Annotated in this window: 20 protein-coding genes; 14 read left to right on the top strand and 6 right to left on the bottom strand. The window is 54.1% G+C overall.

What is annotated here, in order from left to right:
* Positions 1 to 24: 24 nt before the first annotated feature.
* Positions 25 to 645 (bottom strand): hypothetical protein, encoded by a 621-nt coding sequence (locus H8F22_RS04175; RefSeq protein WP_027921665.1) that lies wholly within the window; start codon positions 643 to 645, stop codon positions 25 to 27.
* Positions 646 to 845: 200 nt separating this feature from the next.
* On the opposite strand from H8F22_RS04175, the gene H8F22_RS04170 reads away from it, so the two are divergent.
* Positions 846 to 1,535 (top strand): MlaA family lipoprotein, encoded by a 690-nt coding sequence (locus H8F22_RS04170; RefSeq protein WP_027921664.1) that lies wholly within the window; start codon positions 846 to 848, stop codon positions 1,533 to 1,535.
* A gap of 60 nt (positions 1,536 to 1,595) precedes the next feature.
* Here the strand turns inward: H8F22_RS04170 and H8F22_RS04165 are convergent, their stop codons facing one another.
* The gene (locus H8F22_RS04165) at positions 1,596 to 1,895 is read right to left on the bottom strand and encodes a PilZ domain-containing protein (protein WP_027921663.1); all 300 of its coding nucleotides are present in this window, start codon (positions 1,893 to 1,895) and stop codon (positions 1,596 to 1,598) included.
* A 276-nt stretch (positions 1,896 to 2,171) separates the two neighbouring features.
* On the opposite strand from H8F22_RS04165, the gene rssB reads away from it, so the two are divergent.
* Positions 2,172 to 3,353 carry a two-component system response regulator RssB gene (gene rssB / locus H8F22_RS04160; protein ID WP_027921662.1) on the top strand — a complete coding sequence of 394 codons (1,182 nt, stop codon included), beginning with the start codon at positions 2,172 to 2,174 and terminating at the stop codon, positions 3,351 to 3,353.
* Positions 3,353 to 3,835, top strand: coding sequence for an anti-sigma factor antagonist RssC (rssC, locus tag H8F22_RS04155; protein WP_007943680.1), 483 nt, complete (start codon positions 3,353 to 3,355; stop codon positions 3,833 to 3,835). Before rssB ends, rssC begins: the two co-directional genes overlap by 1 nt.
* A gap of 72 nt (positions 3,836 to 3,907) precedes the next feature.
* Here the strand turns inward: rssC and tal are convergent, their stop codons facing one another.
* Entirely contained in the window at positions 3,908 to 4,834 is a 927-nt protein-coding gene (gene tal, locus H8F22_RS04150) for a transaldolase (RefSeq protein ID WP_194939781.1), read from the bottom strand.
* Between the two features lie 282 nt (positions 4,835 to 5,116).
* Here tal and H8F22_RS04145 point away from each other — a divergent pair, with 282 nt between their 5' ends.
* Positions 5,117 to 5,521 carry a hypothetical protein gene (locus H8F22_RS04145; protein WP_228758657.1) on the top strand — a complete coding sequence of 135 codons (405 nt, stop codon included), beginning with the start codon at positions 5,117 to 5,119 and terminating at the stop codon, positions 5,519 to 5,521.
* A gap of 19 nt (positions 5,522 to 5,540) precedes the next feature.
* Here the strand turns inward: H8F22_RS04145 and H8F22_RS04140 are convergent, their stop codons facing one another.
* Positions 5,541 to 6,512: a glycosyl hydrolase family 5 gene (locus H8F22_RS04140; RefSeq protein WP_059181294.1), complete on the bottom strand. Its 972-nt coding sequence runs from the start codon at positions 6,510 to 6,512 to the stop codon at positions 5,541 to 5,543.
* A gap of 271 nt (positions 6,513 to 6,783) precedes the next feature.
* Between H8F22_RS04140 and H8F22_RS04135 the strand changes: the two genes are divergently transcribed.
* From H8F22_RS04135 to H8F22_RS04100, 8 genes are all read left to right on the top strand, one after another.
* A complete protein-coding gene (locus H8F22_RS04135) occupies positions 6,784 to 7,224 on the top strand; it encodes a low molecular weight protein-tyrosine-phosphatase (protein ID WP_027921658.1) in 441 nt (146 codons plus the stop codon).
* Between the two features lie 44 nt (positions 7,225 to 7,268).
* Positions 7,269 to 9,497, top strand: coding sequence for a polysaccharide biosynthesis tyrosine autokinase (locus tag H8F22_RS04130; protein ID WP_194939969.1), 2,229 nt, complete (start codon positions 7,269 to 7,271; stop codon positions 9,495 to 9,497).
* A gap of 104 nt (positions 9,498 to 9,601) precedes the next feature.
* Positions 9,602 to 10,684: a glycosyltransferase gene (locus tag H8F22_RS04125; protein WP_027921656.1), complete on the top strand. Its 1,083-nt coding sequence runs from the start codon at positions 9,602 to 9,604 to the stop codon at positions 10,682 to 10,684.
* Between the two features lie 15 nt (positions 10,685 to 10,699).
* Complete coding sequence (locus H8F22_RS04120; RefSeq protein WP_059181292.1) at positions 10,700 to 11,812, top strand: polysaccharide pyruvyl transferase family protein; 1,113 nt, start codon at positions 10,700 to 10,702, stop codon at positions 11,810 to 11,812.
* Positions 11,809 to 13,029 (top strand): MATE family efflux transporter, encoded by a 1,221-nt coding sequence (locus H8F22_RS04115; RefSeq protein WP_027921654.1) that lies wholly within the window; start codon positions 11,809 to 11,811, stop codon positions 13,027 to 13,029. The genes H8F22_RS04120 and H8F22_RS04115 overlap by 4 nt, the downstream gene beginning before the upstream one ends.
* Positions 13,029 to 14,132, top strand: a complete 1,104-nt coding sequence (locus H8F22_RS04110; protein ID WP_027921653.1) for a hypothetical protein — start codon at positions 13,029 to 13,031, stop codon at positions 14,130 to 14,132. The genes H8F22_RS04115 and H8F22_RS04110 overlap by 1 nt, the downstream gene beginning before the upstream one ends.
* A 12-nt stretch (positions 14,133 to 14,144) precedes the next feature.
* Entirely contained in the window at positions 14,145 to 15,182 is a 1,038-nt protein-coding gene (locus H8F22_RS04105) for an acyltransferase family protein (RefSeq protein ID WP_027921652.1), read from the top strand.
* A gap of 24 nt (positions 15,183 to 15,206) precedes the next feature.
* Complete coding sequence (locus tag H8F22_RS04100) at positions 15,207 to 16,343, top strand: SGNH/GDSL hydrolase family protein (RefSeq protein ID WP_194939780.1); 1,137 nt, start codon at positions 15,207 to 15,209, stop codon at positions 16,341 to 16,343.
* A gap of 4 nt (positions 16,344 to 16,347) precedes the next feature.
* Here the strand turns inward: H8F22_RS04100 and H8F22_RS04095 are convergent, their stop codons facing one another.
* Both H8F22_RS04095 and galU read right to left on the bottom strand, forming a co-directional pair.
* Positions 16,348 to 16,755 (bottom strand): phosphohexomutase domain-containing protein, encoded by a 408-nt coding sequence (locus H8F22_RS04095; RefSeq protein ID WP_027921650.1) that lies wholly within the window; start codon positions 16,753 to 16,755, stop codon positions 16,348 to 16,350.
* A gap of 72 nt (positions 16,756 to 16,827) precedes the next feature.
* A complete protein-coding gene (gene galU / locus H8F22_RS04090; RefSeq protein WP_027921649.1) occupies positions 16,828 to 17,661 on the bottom strand; it encodes a UTP--glucose-1-phosphate uridylyltransferase GalU in 834 nt (277 codons plus the stop codon).
* Positions 17,662 to 17,969: 308 nt separating this feature from the next.
* Here galU and galE point away from each other — a divergent pair, with 308 nt between their 5' ends.
* Both galE and H8F22_RS04080 read left to right on the top strand, forming a co-directional pair.
* On the top strand, positions 17,970 to 18,992 hold the full coding sequence (gene galE, locus H8F22_RS04085) for a UDP-glucose 4-epimerase GalE (protein WP_027921648.1): 1,023 nt from the start codon (positions 17,970 to 17,972) through the stop codon (positions 18,990 to 18,992).
* 136 nt (positions 18,993 to 19,128) lie between these two features.
* Positions 19,129 to 19,368 (top strand): hypothetical protein, encoded by a 240-nt coding sequence (locus H8F22_RS04080; protein ID WP_027921647.1) that lies wholly within the window; start codon positions 19,129 to 19,131, stop codon positions 19,366 to 19,368.
* Positions 19,369 to 19,416: the final 48 nt, after the last annotated feature.

Here is a 19,416-nt window from a genome sequence, read left to right as displayed (position 1 = left end):
TGCGCGCAACCTGCATGATCTCGGTCAGGGCTTTTCGCCCTTGAGCCGGCGCAGGCTGATATCGGCCAGGCAGGTGTCGAGGTCGCCGAGATGATCGATCACCGAATGCACGCCCAGCCCGAATAGCTGCATCGTCGCCTTGCCGCGCAAGTGCTCGCGCTCCTTTTGGGTCAATGCGTGCCATTCGCTGGGTGCGAGGCCGCAGAGCGAGCCGCAGGACGCCAGGCCAATCGTCCACAACCCGGCATTCAGCCCCGATTGCAGCAACCGGGGTTCGCCACTGACCAGCACGCAGCCATCCAGGCGTTCGACGTTCAACGCCATCAGGGCTTGCCAGCAAGCGTTCGGCGCGGGCCATGGGTTGATTGTTGCGGAATGTTGCGACGAGGTGATCCAGGAGGGCAGGGTGACGGCCAAGGAATGACTGAGGGTGGGAGGTAGTTCATCGAGCCAGGCGCAGGGAATTTGCTGGCGCTGCAAACTGCGCAGGCTGTCCAGCGCGCCGGGAGTGGCCTCGGCGTGCTCGGCAGAGTAAGCCCCGTTCTGACGCGTCCGGGCGCCGAAATCCACCAGGCAACCACTGAGGCCGAACAGGACGGCGGTCAAGCTGGGTGCTGCAACGGGCAAGGTTTCGGCGTGCGGCATAGGAGCGTCCCTGAAATAGTGACAAGGCTATGCGGCGTCAGTGACAGTTGAGTGACATTGATGTGAAGCGCTCTCAATCGGAGCGATTCATCTGTAGGCGAATGAGCGCGAGGCTGCCTAAACTGGCTTTTCCGTCTTATACTTGCCAGCTTAATGCCCGGGCCAAGTGCCCGCGCCAGTAAAATCCAAGGAGTTTTTTTATGCGCTGGAGCAATCATCTCGCTCAGCTTTTTGTGTGTGCCAGCGTGTTGCTGGTTCCGTTTGGGGCTCAGGCTGCTTCAGAAGACGATCCTTGGGAAAGCATTAACCGTCCGATCTACAAGTTCAACGATGTGATCGACACGTATGCACTCAAGCCTGTGGCTCAGGGCTATGAGTTCATCACGCCGCAGTTTCTGGAAGACGGCATCCATAACATGTTTCGCAACGTCGGTGACGTCACCAACCTGGTGAACAACATTCTGCAGGCCAAACCGGCCGCGGCGGGCACCGACACTGCCCGTATCATCTTTAACACCACGTTCGGCTTGCTGGGCTTCTTCGATGTCGGGACCAAGATGGGCCTGAATCGTAATGACGAAGACTTCGGTCAAACCCTTGGCTACTGGGGTGTCGGTAGCGGCCCGTATGTGATGCTGCCGCTGTTGGGCCCAAGCACCTTGCGTGATGCGCCTTCCAAGTATGTCGACAGCTACACCGGCCCGTACCCTTACATCAACGATGTGCCGGTGCGTAACTCGGTCTTCGGCCTGAACATCGTCGACACGCGTGCCAGCTTGCTGTCGAGCGAGAAGCTGATCACCGGCGACAAGTACATCTTCATCCGTAATGCGTACTTGCAGAACCGTGAATTCAAAGTCAAAGACGGCAAGGTTGAAGACGATTTTTAATCTCGACCGGTAAAACGAAGAAGGCGGCCCATGGGCCGCCTTCTTCGATTTGGATCCGGCTTATTTCATCTTCAAGATTGTAAGCCCGAGTTTCTGACCTTCACCGTCCAAAGGCTTCACCCACACCACTTCGGTGTCGGCCTCAAGACCTTTTAAGGCGGCGTGATCGGAATCGATGCGCACGTTGAGCCGGTCGCCCACCTTGAACTCACGCTTCGCTTCAACCTGCATGCCACTGCTGGAAAGGTCGATGCAGACGGCTGGCACCTCATCACCTTCATGAATCAACGACACATCGGCATCGACTCGCATGCGGATGAAATCGCGCTTTTCGCTGTAGTCCCGACCGGTTTGACTCATGGGCTCGATCCTTCCATTGGGTTACGGATTTGTCCGTTCTTATAACTCCCGGTGATTTGACAAGTAAAGACGCCAAGCGACCATCGGCGTGAGCTTGAAACGCCTCTCGGATGGGAGTACCGTCTGCGCCTTAGAAGGGCACCTCTGGTGTACAGGTGAGTAGGGCAAACGCTCGAAAACGGTGCAATAGAGAGGCTAGAAAGCGAATCCAGTAGTGTGAGCCGGGCTAAAACCCGTGCCTGCTACGCCAACCTAATTCTGGCGCCGTTTGCCCACATGCCAAAAACCAGTGCCACGCTGCTGATAATCGATGATGACGAAGTAGTGCGCGCGAGTCTCGCGGCCTATTTGGAAGACAGTGGTTTCAGTGTCCTGCAGGCCAGCAATGGCCAACAGGGTCTTCAGGTATTCGAGCAAGACAAGCCCGACTTGGTCATCTGCGATCTGCGCATGCCGCAGATGGGCGGACTCGAACTCATTCGCCAGGTTACCGAACGGTCCCCGCAAACGCCGGTGATTGTGGTTTCGGGTGCCGGCGTGATGAACGACGCGGTCGAGGCACTGCGCCTTGGCGCCGCGGATTACCTGATCAAGCCTCTCGAAGATCTGGCAGTGCTCGAGCATTCTGTGCGCCGGGCCCTTGATCGTGCGCGCCTGCTGCTGGAAAACCAGCGCTACCGCGAAAAGCTGGAAAAGGCCAACCGCGAGCTCGCCGCCAGCCTGAACCTGCTCCAGGAAGACCAGAACGCCGGTCGCCAGGTGCAGATGAACATGCTGCCGGTCAGCCCCTGGACCATCGACGAGTTTCAGTTTGCGCACCAGATCATCCCGTCGCTGTACCTCTCGGGTGATTTCGTTGACTACTTTCGGGTCGATGAGCGTAGGGTAGCCTTCTACCTGGCAGACGTTTCCGGGCATGGCGCCTCTTCAGCGTTCGTTACGGTGCTGCTGAAGTTCATGACCACGCGCTTGCTGTTCGAATCCAAGCGCAGCGGTACATTGCCGGAATTCAAGCCTTCAGAGGTCCTTGGTCATATCAACCGAGGCCTGATCAGTTGTAAGCTGGGTAAACACGTCACAATGGTCGGTGGAGTCATCGACGAGGAGACAGGTTTGTTGACCTATAGCATCGGTGGTCATTTGCCGTTGCCAGTGTTGTACACGCCAGACAGTGTTCGTTATCTGGAAGGGCGCGGTCTGCCGGTGGGGCTCTTTAATGAAGCCACCTACGAAGACCACGTGCTGGAGCTGCCGCCGACGTTCAGCCTGACGCTGATGTCTGATGGCATTCTGGACCTTTTGCCAGAAGCCACACTCAAAGAAAAAGAAGCGGCGTTGCCCCAACGGGTCAAGGCTGCGGGCGGCACCCTGGATGGGCTGCGGCAGGTTTTTGGATTGGCCACGCTGGGGGAGATGCCGGATGATATCGCCCTGTTGGTGTTGAGCAGGAATCTTTAATGAGTACCGGTAGAATCCAGTTCGCCGAGCAGGATGGCACCTTCGTCCTGAAATTCGTCGGTGAAGTTCGCCTGACCCTGTGTTCGGCGTTGGATGCGACTATTGATCGGATCTTCACCGCGTTGAATTTCAACGCGATCGTGATCGACCTGACCGAAACCCGCAGCATCGACAGCACCACCCTTGGCCTGCTGGCCAAATTGTCGATCCTGTCGCGGCAGAAAGTCGGCTTGCTGCCGACTGTCGTCACCACCCACGAAGACATCACCCGGCTGCTCGAATCCATGGGCTTCGAGCAGGTGTTCAACATTGTTGACCAGCCAGTGCCGTGCCCGGAATGCCTGGACGACCTGCCAGACCAGGACCAGTCCGAGGAAGTGGTGAGGATCAAGGTGCTTGAAGCCCACAAAATCCTCATGGGCCTCAATGATCACAATCGTGAAGCGTTCCATGACCTGGTGAACGCGCTGGAGCGTCACTGATCACTTAAGTAACTGGCACAAAAAAGGGCGAACCCATCAAGGTTCGCCCTTTTTGTATTGCGCTAACTCAAATCACAGCTTGGCTTGCAGCAGAGCTTCAAGCTTCTCCTGGTCGCGAGCAAACTGACGAATGCCCTCAGCCAGTTTCTCGGTCGCCATCGCGTCCTCGTTGGACAACCAACGGAACTGCGCTTCATTCAAGCTCTGGCGCGCCTCACCGGCATGCCCAGGCGCCAACTTGCGCTCCAGCTTGCCAGTGTCCGTCGCCAGCTTCTCCAGCAGGTCCGGGCTGATGGTCAGGCGATCACAACCGGCCAATTGCTCAATCTGGCTCAGGTTGCGGAAGCTCGCGCCCATCACCACCGTCTTGTAGTCATTGGCTTTGTAGTAGTTGTAGATGCGGGTCACCGACTGCACGCCCGGATCATCCGCGCCGGTGTAGTCGTTGCCGTTGGCTTTCTTGTACCAGTCGTAAATCCGGCCCACGAACGGCGAGATCAGGAACACGCCTGCATCGGCACACGCGGCTGCCTGAGCAAACGAGAACAACAGCGTCAGGTTGGTTTGAATGCCTTCTTTTTCCAGTGTCTCTGCCGCGCGAATGCCTTCCCAGGTGGAGGCAATTTTGATCAGCACGCGGTCACGGCCAATCCCGGCCTTGTCGTACAGCTCGATCAGACGGTGCGCGCGCTTCAATACGGCGTCAGTGTCGAACGACAGACGTGCATCCACTTCGGTGGAAATGCGGCCCGGGACAACCTTCAGAATCTCTTGCCCGACTGCAACGCCAAAACGGTCGCTGGCCAGGCCCACATCGCCTTTGCAATCGTGAACGCAAGCGTTCAGCAATTCGGCGTAGGCAGGAATCGCTGCGGCTTTGAGCAACAGGGAAGGGTTAGTGGTGGCGTCCACCGGTTTAACGCGAGCAATAGCTTCGAAGTCGCCGGTATCGGCAACCACGGTGGTCATTTGTTTCAGTTGTTCCAGCTTGGAAGTCATGGGCGTGCTCTGTCCTGTGGGTCTAATGACATTACCCGAGCGCTGACAGCCACTCAAGGGCGCATGTACGTATCAATGGCCCCAGCGGCAACAACCTGAAAACGGCTGTTTGAATGGCGGGGCACCGTATCGGTTAATACGATCCCAAAACCGGGCACAGGTTCAAGGTAACTGACCGTTGACGCCTTATCTTGAGAGGGGGCGCCGTTAAAAAGGGTCGGGCCCGCCGTTATAAGATGTCAAATAGCGAGGCCCGGATGCCGTGTAACGTGCTGCTGATAAATGGATGTATCGGACGGGAAGATGACTTCACAGGGGAAGCAGGTGTCTGGAAATGTGGAGGCCTTCGATGACCTTATCCTGGGTTATGTCCTGAAGAAACTCACCGAAGTATTTGAAGAGTTGATGGCCGTTTCAAAAAATAACCACCCGGATAATTTGCAGGGTGTGGTTGAAATGGGCAGGGTTAAAGCCGCAAAAAATATTCCCGGTTGGCTGCAGCGAGTGAAACACAGCGTGCCGTCTCAGGTCACCCGCGTAATGATGGAGCAAATGAACGACGCGCAACAACGTCAGCAAGACCTGCGCATTGAAGCGCAAGTCGTATTGTTGGAAGTGCTGGTGGAAGCCTCTCTGGCGCTCGACCCGACGAGTGATTCCGAATGCACGAACAAGAGCCCCCATTAACCACGGAGGCTGTTTTTCGCTAGGGTGCCTTTAATAGCGTCTTGACGGCCGCTTCCGCTGGTTTTGAGTTGCCATCAGAAGACTTTAATCCAAAACTTCGTTCACGGTCATTGCTGCCTGAGTCGCTGTTTTTCCATTCGTAAAGAGAGGTCAGCGGTATGTTCAGCTGCTTGACGTCGGTAATGAACTTGGTGATGCGTGTGGCCTGTCCGGTAGTTCCTCCGATGGAACTGAGCGATGGCACTCCCCATTCGGTAATCACGCCGGGTACATGGAAACTGTCGAGAATAAATGCTTGAGCACTGCTGATCTCTGTGCCCGACATACCATAGGGATGATAGGAGACAGCACTCAGGCATTTCGGATACGCAGTCATGATTTTAGTCAGTGCAGCGGTCGACTTGGAGCCTGTGGTGGGCGCCCGTGCGAATCCAAACCCGATCAGCGGTGTTGAGTGATCGCGCTTTTGCAATCCGTTGCACACTGCGCTCATGAACGGCACAAAGGTTACTTCAAAATCCTGTGTGGGCCAGTATTTTGGCAAGTCCGGTTCATTCCATATTTCAATGGCCACAAGCTGCGTGCTGTATGTGTTTTCCAGGCCAATGACTGAGTTTGAGAATGCCGCGCCTGCGTTGGCGAGTTCATCGTCACCGCTTTTCGATTTGCCGGTTAACGCTTTGGTTGAGCGAACGGTCATCAATACTGGCAAGTTGGCAGATTTGGCGGCAGCGAAAGCTTCATTGATCTGATTCTGGTACGCCGGGCTGTTCAAGCTGTTGGTCCATACGCCAAAACGCACGAACCCGAAGCCAGAGTCCTTGATTTGCCGGGCATCGGTGGCAGAGAAGTTTTGAATCTTTACCTGAACGCCTATGGTCTTGTTGCCCTCTGCCAATGCGGGAAAAGCCTGGCTGGCGTTAGCGTGATTGAAGGCGCCGAGTAACAATAGTGTTGAGACGCTAATACATCGAAAACACGTTAAGGTCATGTCTGATTCCTGAGGGGGCGAGTAATACAGCCATATCATCAATTCTCTATTGCCGGTGCGCCATTGTTATTTTTAGTCGGAAAATAATGCGCAGATTGCTGTCGTTATTTTTGGTCCGGCTATTCTGGTTGGGCGTTTTTTATGTGTCGTGGTATTTAATATCCTTGTATTTCCATGATCGATCCATCTCTGAATGCGGGACCGATCTTATCGGTTCACTCATATCCCCGCTACACATTGGCCGATTCGACACTACACGGGAAGAGTAGCCTTGTTCAGAAAGATTCTTATCGTCTGCGTGGGCAATATTTGCCGAAGTCCAACAGCTGAAATGTTGCTGCGCAACGCGCTGGAGCCTTCGGATATCTCGGTAACCTCCGCGGGGCTGGACGCGCGGGTGGGCGAGTCTATGGAGCCCAACGCACTTTCCGTTCTCGAAGAAAAGGGTCGCGCTGCCCAAGGGTTTAAAGCGCGGCAAATTACGCCTGCGATTGTTAATGAATCAGACCTGATTCTGGTCATGGAAAAAGAGCATGTAAAAGGCGTGCTGAATATTGCCTCGCACGCGAGGGGTAAAGTGTTTCTTCTGGGCAAGTGGCAGAGTGAGCGCGAAATAAAGGACCCGTATCGTCAAGGAAAAGCTGCTTTTGTCCATGCTCATGCATTGATTGAAGATGCTGTTTGCTCATGGGCACAGCGCCTCGGACGTTGATGGATGATTTTCAGATTAGTATTAAAGGTAAAAGAATAGACCTTATGCAGTTACCGTCAGTAGTCAGCACCCGGGATAAAGAAGGAGACGAGATTGATCTTCTCGGCTTACTGGGCACATTGATTGATCATAAATGGTTAATAGGTGCCATCACCGGTGCATTCATGGTGACCGGCGCCGCCTATTCGATACTATCGCCACCTGTGTATCTGGCGAACGCGTTGGTACAGGTCGAACCGAAAAAGAACGACATGTTGGGGTTTTCGGATATCAGCAGCATGCTGGGTGGCCAATCCCCGGCGGCGACCGAAATCGGGATTATCAAATCTCGAGCGGTCATCGGTAAAACCGTCGATGATCTGCGCCTGGATATCGTGATAACGCCCAACACCTTCCCTGTCGTGGGCGGTTTTATCGCGCGACGATACAAGAGTACTCCGACGGAAAGTGTTTCGCCTGCGCGCTTCGGCATGAGCAGTTATGCCTGGGGGGGCGAGCGTCTTGATATCGGGAAGCTCAAGCTGCCTGATGAACTGTTGGGTAAAAAATTGACCCTGGTGGCTGAAGAGCAGAACCGCTTCAAGCTCTACGATGACAATGGCGGTTTGTTGGCCGCCGGCACGACAGGCAACGCAGTTGTAGACAATGGGGTCGAGGTGCTTGTCGCGCGCATGGCCGCGAATCCGGGCACTAAATTCGAAGTCGTTCGCAATCCACGGATTGTCACCATTCAGAATTACCAGGACGCTCTCGATGTCTCCGAGCAAGGTAAAGAGTCGGGCATTATAAGCCTGGCCCTTGCCAGCACCGACTACACCCTGGCGGTGAAGATCCTCAACAAGATCTCGACACTTTATGTACAGCAGAATGTGCAACGCACCTCTGCCGAGGCGGCCCAGAGCCTGGACTTCCTGCAGGCGCAACTGCCTCAAGTCAAAGAGGATCTGGTCAAAGCCAGCAACGCGCTGAACAGCTATCAAACCCGCGGCAATACGGTAAATATCTCACTTGAAACCAAGTCTGTTCTGGAACAGATGGTGGTGCTGGATACGCGCATCTCCGATCTGAAGCTCCAGCAAGCGGACCTGGATCGAAAGTTCACCCGAGAGCACCCGGCCTACCGCGCCTTGATGGCTCAAATCGCGGATTTGAACAAGCAGCGCCATGGTTTGGAGAAGAAGGTTCAGGATCTTCCGGCCACGCAGCAGGAACTGTTGAACCTCACTCGTGATGTGGAAGTGGCGACTCAGATTTATACCCAGTTGCTGAATAAATCCCAGGAGCTGGACATCATCAGGGCAGGGGCGGTTGGCAATGCGCGATTGATCGATACCGCCGACGTCGATACCACAACTCCGGTCAAACCACGCAAAGCCCTGATCGTTCTCATTGCAACTTTCCTAGGCGGATTTGTCGGTGTTGCCTTGGTGTTGGTGCGTAAATCCCTGAGCCGAGGCCTCGAGGGGCCGGAAGCCATCGAGCAGCTTGGGCTACCTGTTTATGCCTCCATTCCATACAGCGATTTGCAGCGGGAAGAAGACAGCAAAAAAATTCGGCTGGGTGACGCCGTCAACAACCAGTCTTTTCTGTTGGCCCTGCGTAATCCCACTGACCTGTCGATCGAGTCGATACGCAGCCTGAGAACCTGTCTGCATTTTGCAGGGCTGGATGCGACCAACAACCGGATCATGATTTCCGGGCCGAGTCCGCAGGTGGGCAAAACGTTTGTGTCTTCGAACCTGGCGGCGGTTATTGCTCAAAGCGGGCAGCGGGTCGTACTGATCGATGCCGATATGCGCAAAGGTCATCTGCACAAGACCCTGGCAACGCCGATCACCAATGGTTTATCCGATCTATTAACCAAACGCTGCAGTATTGAGCAGGCGATCAATAGAATTGAAACGGACAACTTGCATTTTATTAGTCGCGGGCAGGTGCCGCCTAATCCATCAGAGCTGTTGATGCATGCCAACTTCAGAGAGCTCCTGGCAGAACTGAGTGAACTCTACGATGTGGTGATCATCGATACGCCACCGCTTCTGGCAGTGACAGATGCTGCCATCGTCGGACGTGAAGCCGCCATTAATCTGATTGTGACGCGCTTTGGTGTGAATCCTGCCAAAGAGATCGAATTGACAATACGTCGATTTGCGCAAAACGGTATCGAGTTGAAGGGCGCCATTTTTAACGGCGTCGAGAAACGCGCGTCCAGCTATTACGGTAATGGCAGTTATGGCTATTACAACTATGAGTACGCCTCTGACAAGTCCTGATGCGAGTTCTATCTATCAGGTAATCGAGTTGAGAGTGGTTTAACGATCGTTAGCCACTTTCAACGCTGCTTGCCTGCGACTAAGTTCATGGAGATAGGTGGATTATGAAAAAAATACTGCACGTGGCGGAAACAATCAAAGGTGGTGTTGCGACGGTTATTCGTACGATATCGACCCCTCCTCAGGACCACGCACTGAAGTATGAACTGGTTTATCTGGTTCCGTTCGATCAGAAGAAAGAGCTGCACGGCATTGATGAGAAAAACATCAGGACCTTTTCCCGGAACAAGCGCGATGTCATGTCCCTGTTGCGATTTGCCTGGAAACTGGCTGGTGTTATTTTCAAGGAAAAACCGGACGTCGTGCACTTGCACAGCACGTTTTCCGGGGTGATCGGCCGGTGTGTCTGTCTGGTCATGCGCCCTTGGCGGTCCCCTAAAATTGTTTACTGCCCGCACGCATTTTCCTTCTTGATGGAGAGTTCTCCCGTCAAACAGAAAGTGTATTCACTGATTGAGCGGGTTTTGCAGAAAGTGACCGATGTCATTATTTGTGTCAGTCAGTATGAAATGGATAAAGCTGCATCGTTTGGTATTGATCGTCACCGCATGAAGCTGATCTACAACGGTATTCATTATAAAAGTGATGAGAGCAAAACCAGCGACAGTACGGACATTCATCTACTGTTTGTCGGTCGACTGGACTACCAGAAAGGCTTCGATTTGTTGCTCAAGGCGTTCGCTGAGGTCGAGCGAACTGACTTGAGGCTCACTGTCGTTGGCAGTGCGGTCAACGAAGACACCGTCGAGTGCCCCGATATTGACGCCGTGGAATACCTGCCGTGGGTGACTCCCGCTGAAGTAAACGAGCTGTATAAAACGGCGGATGCCTTGATTGTGCCAAGTCGCTGGGAGGGCTTTGCCATGGTGCCTCTCGAAGGGATGGCCATGGGCGTGCCGGTGATTGCCAGTGACTGTACATCGCTTCCTGAACTGGTGACGGACAACATCACGGGTTACCTGTTCTCCGCCGGCGACTACCAGGCGCTTGCCCGCATTTTGCTGAATATCAAGAAGCAGAAGTTACTGGAACTTGGCACTGAAAGTCGCAAGAAAGTGCGCGAACAGTTCAGCGCGACGTTGATGATCCAGCAAACCTATGACGTGTATTCCGCTCAAACCTATTAAGTAGAAATCAAGATCATGAACGTAACTATTTTGCATGGCTACAGCGCGTCAAACTCGGGTGATGGACTGCTCGTGGATTTGGCAATCGCCATGGTGCTGCGCAACTTTGGCGCAGACACTTTAATTAACGTAGTTGCGTCCGACCCGCAGTCATTCAGTTATCTTCCGTATAAGCGGTATGACGCACCGGTTATGGCGGCGAAAGGGTTCGGAAGGGTGAAGGAGGCGGTTTTTCTCAACCAGTCTTACGCACCCCTTGCCGATCTCTTGAAAACCACTGATCTGATCGTCGGAGTCGGTGGCGGGTACATGCGCTCAAAAAGCGCTTTCGAACATATCAAGCTGAAACTGGGGCATGCCAAGCAACTTGAAACGGCGATCTTGAGCAAGGTGCCGTCGGTTTATCTTCCGCAAAGTATCGGCCCGTTCCATGGCGAGAGCAGTAAAATCGTAGAGCACTACACCAAGGCCGATGCCGTATTTGTCAGGGACAACAGGTCGTCGGCTATTTTCAAATCCAATGAAAACGTCTATCGGGCACCGGACCTGGCAGTTCAGGCGTTAGCGAAAAAGATCCTGGTGCAACCCAAGTTCACCCGCTGTGCACCATCTCCTGCTGTGGTCTGCGTTGTTTTACGCAAGCCGCCGGAATGGAGCAAAGAGAAGAAAGTTGCCTACGTCGCCAACCTGAAGCTTCTATTGCAGAGACTAAGGGCGAAAAGCAAAGTGGTCTGCGCTGTGCAAAGCGCTGTGCGTGGCAACGACGATGGTGCGTTTTACCGGGAGCTTGGCATTACCGAAGACCTGCTGCCCTTGAAGGCGACACTGGCGAAGTATCAGCCAGACCTGGTGATTTCCGTCCGGTTGCACGGGGCGATTGAGTCACTTCTCGCCGGCGTACCCGCTTTCCATATCAGTTATGAACGCAAAGGCTTCGGTGCGTATCAGGACATGGGCGTGGAAGACTGGGTGATCAATGGAGGCGACATCAATGTCGACACCATCATCGACACGGTCTACGCCCCCAACGCGCTCACCCGATTCGGCAAGAAACTCACGGACACCTGTAAAGAAATCGAAGCCAAAACGGTGCAGATGGACAATATCATCAAAGGGATTGTTCGATGATATTTCGGTTGTTGCTGCGGGGAGGTGCATTAGGCGCAAAGTTTTTGCTGGTGTTGGCCATCACTCATTATCTGGGTTATGACGCATTGGGCTTTTACGGCGTTGTGGTTGCTGCCTCTTTGATAGCCTCGAAATTTTACAGTGTCGGGTTCAGTTCTGAAATCAACCGGCTGATCAGTGTCGGGGGCAGTTCGCGGCTTGTCGTTGATAGGGTACTGGTCCTGTACCTGGCCGTTGGTTTGTTGTTGTCGGTGGTCACGGTCGCCCTGTACTCGCTCTTCAGCGATGTGCAGGCGAGTGCCGCGTTGATCGCTTGTGTCACGCTTCTGCTGCTCACCGAGCATCTTTCCTTCGAAATAAACTCGTTTGTTTTTTCGGCGCAAAAAGCCAACTGGGGCGCGGTACTGTTTTTTATAAAAACCGGGCTCTGGGCGCTACTTGCTGTTGCGGGATTGATGGCGGGCGTAGTGTCCAGCATCGCCAGTGTTCTTTGGCTTTGGGTGGTCACCAACCTGCTGGTCATCGTCGCGGGTTACTTGATTGTGGTGAACGTTCACAAGGGGCGGGAAGTCAGTGTCGTCACCACCGTTTCGGTCTGGCGAGCAGGGCTGCCCTTTTATCTGGGTGGTGGCCTGATCGCACTCAGTCAGTACGCCGAGCGTTTTCTTATTCTGGACATTGAACCGTACGCCAGTCTCGGCAAGTACGTGTATTCCTGGTCTGCGGCCAACACCTTGCAAGCGCTGTCCTACGCGGTTGTTGCCGTCGTCGGCATTCCGGTACTTGCCAAGCGCTACAAAAATAATCAACAGGCGCTGACAGTCCGGCAACTGTTCCTGAATCAATGGGTGTTGCGCTCCCTCATCGTTTCCGGCGCGGTGGCTGTGCTGATTTATGCCTTCTTCAATGTCCTGCTGGATTACGTGGACGTGGCAGTCCCGCGTCCGGATAACAGGATTTTATCCATTCTGATTTTCTCCTTTGCCCTTCGGGCCGTCGGCGACATCGTTTGGGGAGGCCTTATTGCGTCGAAGAACAGTCGGGTGTCGCTGGCCAGTGCGGCGATATGCCTGATGGTTTCACTGCCTGTCAGCTATGTACTCATTAAACATTATTCAATTTATGGCGCGGCGTGGGGGAATGTCTTCTCGATTACGGTGCAGTTGGTTGTTATCGCTTTGCTGACCAGGTTTGTCCGGGCGAAGGGGGCGTTGTAATGGCTTTGTCTCTGCCTTCCATAGAGTTTCGAGGGCGAAAACTCGACTCGTCGATCTCATTCCTGATTTTGTTCTGTGGCCTTTTTCTGTCCATTGCGATGCCGCTTTTGATGCACCGCGAACCAGGCCCGGATGCGATGACGTTGTGGTCGTCATACGTTCGTTCAGACAACTGCAACTTCTGGAATCCCTTCTCGCCAGACCGGTCTTCTTACGAATGCTCCGCTTACCTGCTACGTCCCACCGGCATAAACCTGACCAATGCGTGGGCTTACGGGATGCTGTGCAATCTGTTTCTGACGTCGATCCCGATCTTTATCTTCAGAAGAATACCCATAACGATCTTCCTCACCTTGTGTTTGTGGGGCGTGGTCCGGTCGTTCTTCCTCGATAACCTGACCAAGGAAATCATTGTCTCGGTGGCGGTGATTGCCATTCTGGTTTTTTCATTTTCGAAGCGATACCGCGCAGGTTTTTTTCTGTCCGCGCTGTTTTACGGCGTGCTGATTCGGCCTTACTGGATCTTGTTTTCTCTGGTCTGGGTTGGCGTGTGCTTCATGAAAAAGCATGTGTCGCGTTTCAGCTTTTTCCTGATGTTGTTCGCGTTCTATCTGGCGATCGCAACGGCGATTCAGGTGTTGGTCGGCTATTCGGTTTCGTCCATTCGGGCCAGTAACAATGAACAGCGCACGTTGGGCGAGGAGGGCTCGAAGTCATTGATCGTGTCGTGGATCAACGGCGGTGATTTCGTATCGCAGGCAGTTGATTCGATGAGCATCTTTTTCAGGTTGTCGTTCCCGGTGGAGTTAATACTTTTATCGGGGCTGGGGCAGATCATCTTTGTCGTCCTGATGATGATGACCTCATTGCTGATGTTCAAAATGATGACGTCGAGTCACTACAAGGGCTCGCTCATCGAACCGAAAGTCAAAGAGCTTATTGCTATCCCACTGTCCTTTTTATTGGTGCAGGGGCTGTTCGAGCCAGACTTCGGCTCGTTTGCCCGACATTTCTCCATGGTAGTGCCGGTTCTGTTTCTGGGACTGGGGTTGCAGTTGCGCTCAAAAAAACCTGAGTCGGTTGATTCAAGCGTCTTGAACTGAGGTTTGTGGTTTATGCAAAGCAAGAAAAAGTCGTTGGAAATAGAAACGCTCAGAGGTCTGGCGTGCTTGCTGCTGGTGCTCTATCACGTGATAGGGCCGCTGGGCGGTGGACTGAAAATTGACCTGGGATCACCTTTCCGAATCCTGGCGGACTCAATGGTGTACGTCAGGATGCCGTTGTTCACCTTTATATCGGGCTATATCTATTCCATTTACAAAATCAGAGGCAATGACTTCTCTGCTTACTGTCTGGGCAAGGTCAGAAGGTTGATCGTGCCGTTGTTCTTTGTCGGTGTTCCATTTTCGGTGCTGCAGGCTGTGGCGCCGGGGGTGAACAAGGACGTCGGGTTGATGGACGCCTTGTTGTCGTTTTACCTGCCGGTTAACCATTTCTGGTTTTTGCAGGCGGTTTTTATCATCTTCATGTTTGTCGGATTTCTTCAGTGGCGCGGTCTGCTACAGACGCCGACTCGCCTGTACCTGTTGTTTTTGTTTTCCGCAGCCGTGTTCCTGATGCCGCTTTTTCCGGTCGATGCGTTTGGCATCAACGGTGCTATTTATCTGCTGCCGTTCTTTGTGACGGGGATGATTTGTCACGAGAATGTCGACGCGTTAAAGCGATCGCTGAAAGTGATCGGGCCCGTGGTGTTCGTCTTGATATCGGTCGCGTTGCTCTACATTGCTGCCGTGGATCGCGAACTCATCGTCGATCGCCGGAGCCTGGTCGGATTGCTCGTTGGCTGTATGTCCTGCGTCGCGCTACTGTCGACCGACATGCGCTCGAAAGTGCTGATCTGGCTCGGCGGTTACTCCTACGCGATATTCCTCTTTCACGTACTGTTTGCCGCCAGTTCACGGTTCGCGTTGGGTCGCTTGGGCGTCACGGATGAAAGTGTCCTGGTCTTCGGCGGTGTGTTGTGCGGATTGTTGGGGCCGGTGGTGCTGTCGAATGTGTTCAGCCGTTTCACCCTCACTTCCGTTCTGTTTCTGGGCGAGCGGACGAGCCGCAAAAAGACCCCGGCGTCAGGGCTGAAGGTCTCTCACTCCTGATTGCCGAATAGAAGGATGAGGCCAATGGTTTATATCGATGATGTACGTCCCGTTTCGACGCCGGTTATCGAGGTAAGAAGTTCAAGCGAACGTATTTCCGGCCTGAGCATGGGCAACTCGGGTGAAGTGCTGGACATCTCAGTGATTGGCGACAGCTACAGCGCCGGGCAGGATTTTTATCTGAATGAACTCACTCAGCGCCTGGCGAAAGACTTCAGTTTTGCCGGGCCTGGTTATGTCGGGTTTAACCACGGCGCTGCGCTCGGCGGTACGAACTTCAAGTACACCCGAAGCAACAAGCAGTACTTCGGTGGTGACTGGGATGTTTCCAGTCTTGGGCAAGCGAGTCCGGACAGTCGTACGGTTACCGGGCAGGCGGGTGCTTACATTGAGATCGACGCTAAGCAGACGGCCGTGATCAATACATCCATTGGCCAAGCCAAACTGCTCTACCTGGGCAACGGTAAAACCAGTGAGATGAGGTACCGGTGGGCACCTTCCGACACGTGGCAGTCGTTGACGATGTCGGGTTCCGGCGTTCAGGAAGTGCAATTAAGTGTCCCCACTCGAGACGATTGGGCGTTAAGGCTCGAAGTGGTGAAGGGCGCTCCGACATTGTTTGGCCTTTGGATGGCCAATGACCGTGGCGGTGTCCGGGTCTCAAAACTTGCTGCTTCGGGCGCCGCTTCCGCTGACTTTTATAACAGCGACAGCCAATGGCAGGCCCAGTGGAAGGGCGTCGTTTCAAAGATACCGGCAGACATCTACCTGATTATGTTGGGCGGTAATGACCAGGGGTTTGGCGTTAAGCCCAAGGATTATCTGGAGAACATGAAAGGCTTGGTGCGGATGGTTCGCGAGGTTCATCCAGCGGCGAGCGTCAATGTGATCCTGCGCGAGGACACAACACGTTCCAGTGCGTATCCGATGTCGGACTATGCCCAGGTGCTTGAACCGTGGGCGCGTTCGCAGAACATTGCCTATTGGAGTTTGCAGTGTACGTTCGGACCCGACTTCAAACGCTACGCCAGTGACGGACCGACCCCCATGATCGGCCCTGACAAGATTCACCCCATCCCGGATTCGGGAGGTCGGCTTATTGCCGATTATGTCTATCGACTGCTTGTCGGCAAGTCACCGTGTGGTGCCGCTGCGAAGTAACCCTTCACCGCTCAAAGTGTTCCAGCTGACTCAGCAGCTCTGCAGTTTTCAGAGGCATGAGTTCGGGATCACACCGCGTTTCAACATTGATGACGATCGCCGGGTCGCTATAGCGGATGCGAACCCGGAATCGCCAATCGTTGAAAATCACTTTAAGCCCGTCGCGTTCATCGACATCCAGAGCCTGGTTGGCATACAGACTTTTCAGGTGAGCCAAGAGGGAGAGCGGGTCTCTGATCGGGCGATGAATATCGCCCGAAGAAGGGAATACTCCGATCCGCTCAACCAGCAGGGTTGTGCCCAGCCAGGCGGCCGTGTCGAAGGATAACGACGGCGCTTTTGACAGCCAGGCCATCATCCCGAAGTTGCTCGCTTTCAGTTCAGTGTCTACCGAGCGTTTTGCAGTGGTCATAGTGGCCTGCCTGGATGAAAGAGTGTGACGAGGGCTCCGCAAGGTGAGCGGTGATTGGGCTGGGTCGTTTGGTTAAAGGCCCTTGAGATACAGCTGCTCATAGCAAAAGTTGGTGGCATCGATATAGCCTTCTGCACCACCACAATCGAAGCGCAGGCCTTCGAACTTATAGGCCAGCACGCAGCCATTTTGTGCCTGCTTCATAAGCGCATCGGTGATCTGGATTTCGCCGCCCTTGCCGGGTTGGGTGTCGGCGATCAGATCAAAAATATCCGGGGTCAGAATGTACCGGCCAATGATTGCCAGATTGGACGGTGCGTCCTCAGGTGCTGGCTTTTCAACCATGCTGTTGACGCGGTAGATCCCTTCGGAAATCAGCTCGCCGGCGATCACCCCGTACTTGTGAGTCTGATCCCGCGGGACTTCTTGAATGGCGACGATCGAGCAGCGGAATTTTTTGTAGAGCTTGATCATCTGCGCCAGTACGCCGTCACCTTGCAGGTTCAGGCACAAGTCGTCCGCCAGTACCACGGCAAAGGGTTCGTCACCGATCAAAGGACGGCCGCTGAGAATCGCGTGCCCCAGGCCTTTCATTTCGACCTGGCGGGTGTAGGCGAACGTGCAGGTTTCTATCAGCTCGCGCGTGCCGGCCAGAAACTTTTCTTTCTCGGTGCCGCGAATCTGATGTTCCAGCTCATAGCTGATGTCGAAATGGTCTTCCAGTGCGCGTTTGCCCCGACCGGTCACGATGGCCATGTGCTGCAAACCGGCGTCCCGTGCCTCTTCAACGGCATATTGGATTAAAGGCTTGTTGACGATCGGCAGCATTTCCTTCGGCATTGCTTTTGTTGCAGGCAAGAAGCGTGTGCCATAGCCGGCGGCGGGGAACAAGCATTTACGAATCATAGATATATCCTGGAAAGACATTGTTCACAGTCACACAAAAGACGGTGGCCGTGAGTTTGGATGTTTTACGGTGGTTGTACTTTAATACCTGAGACATGGTTTGATGGCAATTAATGGCATGCGCAGAATGGGGTGAATGTTATTAGTTGTCGGGCCTGTCAGTGTTTAGTTAGTTTTGGTCGGTGTCTATTAATAGTATCGGTTCTTGTGAAGTGCTAATAAGTCATTGGCGTCAATTATTGCGTGCGCCAAAAGTTTTAAACGTGGCGCGCAGTTGAATACTTCAATACCCCACTATGGACCGCTCTATGAAGATTCTGGTAACGGGTGGAACCGGTTATATCGGTTCTCACACCACACTTGCGCTGCTTGAAGCGGGCTTCGAAGTGGTTGTGCTGGACAACTTGAGCAATAGCTCTGATGCAGCGCTGCATGCCGTTGAAGCCATCTGCGGAAAGTCCGCATTGATGATTCACGGGGACGTGTGCGACAGAGCCTTGCTTGACCGGATTTTCCAGGCGCACTCCATTGATGCGGTCCTGCATTTCGCCGGCCTCAAAGCCGTAGGCGAGAGTGTGCGCAAGCCGCTGGAGTATTACGAGTCCAACGTGTGCGGGAGCATTACGCTCTGTCAGGCCATGGCCGCGGCCGGGGTATTCCGGTTGGTGTTCAGTTCCTCGGCCACGGTGTACGGCGCGCCTGAGCAGATGCCGATTCGTGAAGACTTTCCGACGGGCACGCCCACCAATCCCTACGGGCAATCCAAGCTGATCATCGAAAACGTACTGCATGACCTGTGTGCAGCGGAGCCCCGCTGGAGTATTGCACTGTTGCGGTATTTCAATCCGATCGGCGCTCACGCCAGTGGGCAGATGGGCGAAGACCCCAACGGGATTCCCAATAATCTGGTGCCTTACATCAGTCAGGTTGCTGTCGGCAGCCTGCAGGAGTTGTCGATATTTGGTGACGATTACCCCACCGTCGATGGCACCGGCGTGCGCGACTACATCCACGTCGTGGACTTGGCGGACGGGCATCTCAAGGCGTTGCAGACGATCTCGACGCGCACCGGGATCAATATCTGGAACCTTGGCACCGGCGACGGTTACAGCGTTCTGCAAGTACTGCGGGCATTCGAGCAGGCTTCGGGCCGGGCGGTGCCTTATCGAGTGATGCCACGACGTTCGGGCGACATTGCCGAGTGTTGGGCTGACCCCTCCAAAGCGGCAAAGGAACTGGGTTGGAAGGCCACTCGAAATTTGCAGGAGATGATGGCCGATACCTGGCGTTGGCAATCGAATCATCCTCGTGGATATGCCGATCAAGGCTGACGGGCGGGCCTATAGCGTCCTGCTTTTCTGCTGAACTGTTATATAAGGACGCGATGTTAATTATGGTCGGGAAAATTGACTGGCAACCCATCCGGCAAGTCCGTAGATATAAAGAACTCGCAGGAAGGAGTTTGATATGAAAAAGATAATGGTAATCGCCCTGTTGTCCATGATGAGCAGTTGGGCACTCGCAGTCGAAGAAGAAGCCCTCACGCTGGATACCCAAGTCGTCGGTGATGTGACGGCGGGACAAGCAGTATTGGCCGGCACCGCGCTGGTTGCCGGTGCTGTGGCAGCGTCCAACAGCGGTGGAAGTTCCAATGGCGGGACCACCGGCACCACGGGTACTACCGGGACGACCGGCACCCATAACTAACAAATTTCGCACGTGTAATACAAGATTGCCCGGCTAACACTGGGCGAT

Source organism: Pseudomonas mucoides (assembly GCF_015461845.1).
In the GTDB taxonomy this organism is placed as follows: domain Bacteria; phylum Pseudomonadota; class Gammaproteobacteria; order Pseudomonadales; family Pseudomonadaceae; genus Aquipseudomonas; species Aquipseudomonas mucoides.
This window is presented reverse-complemented; position numbering and strand designations above follow the sequence as displayed.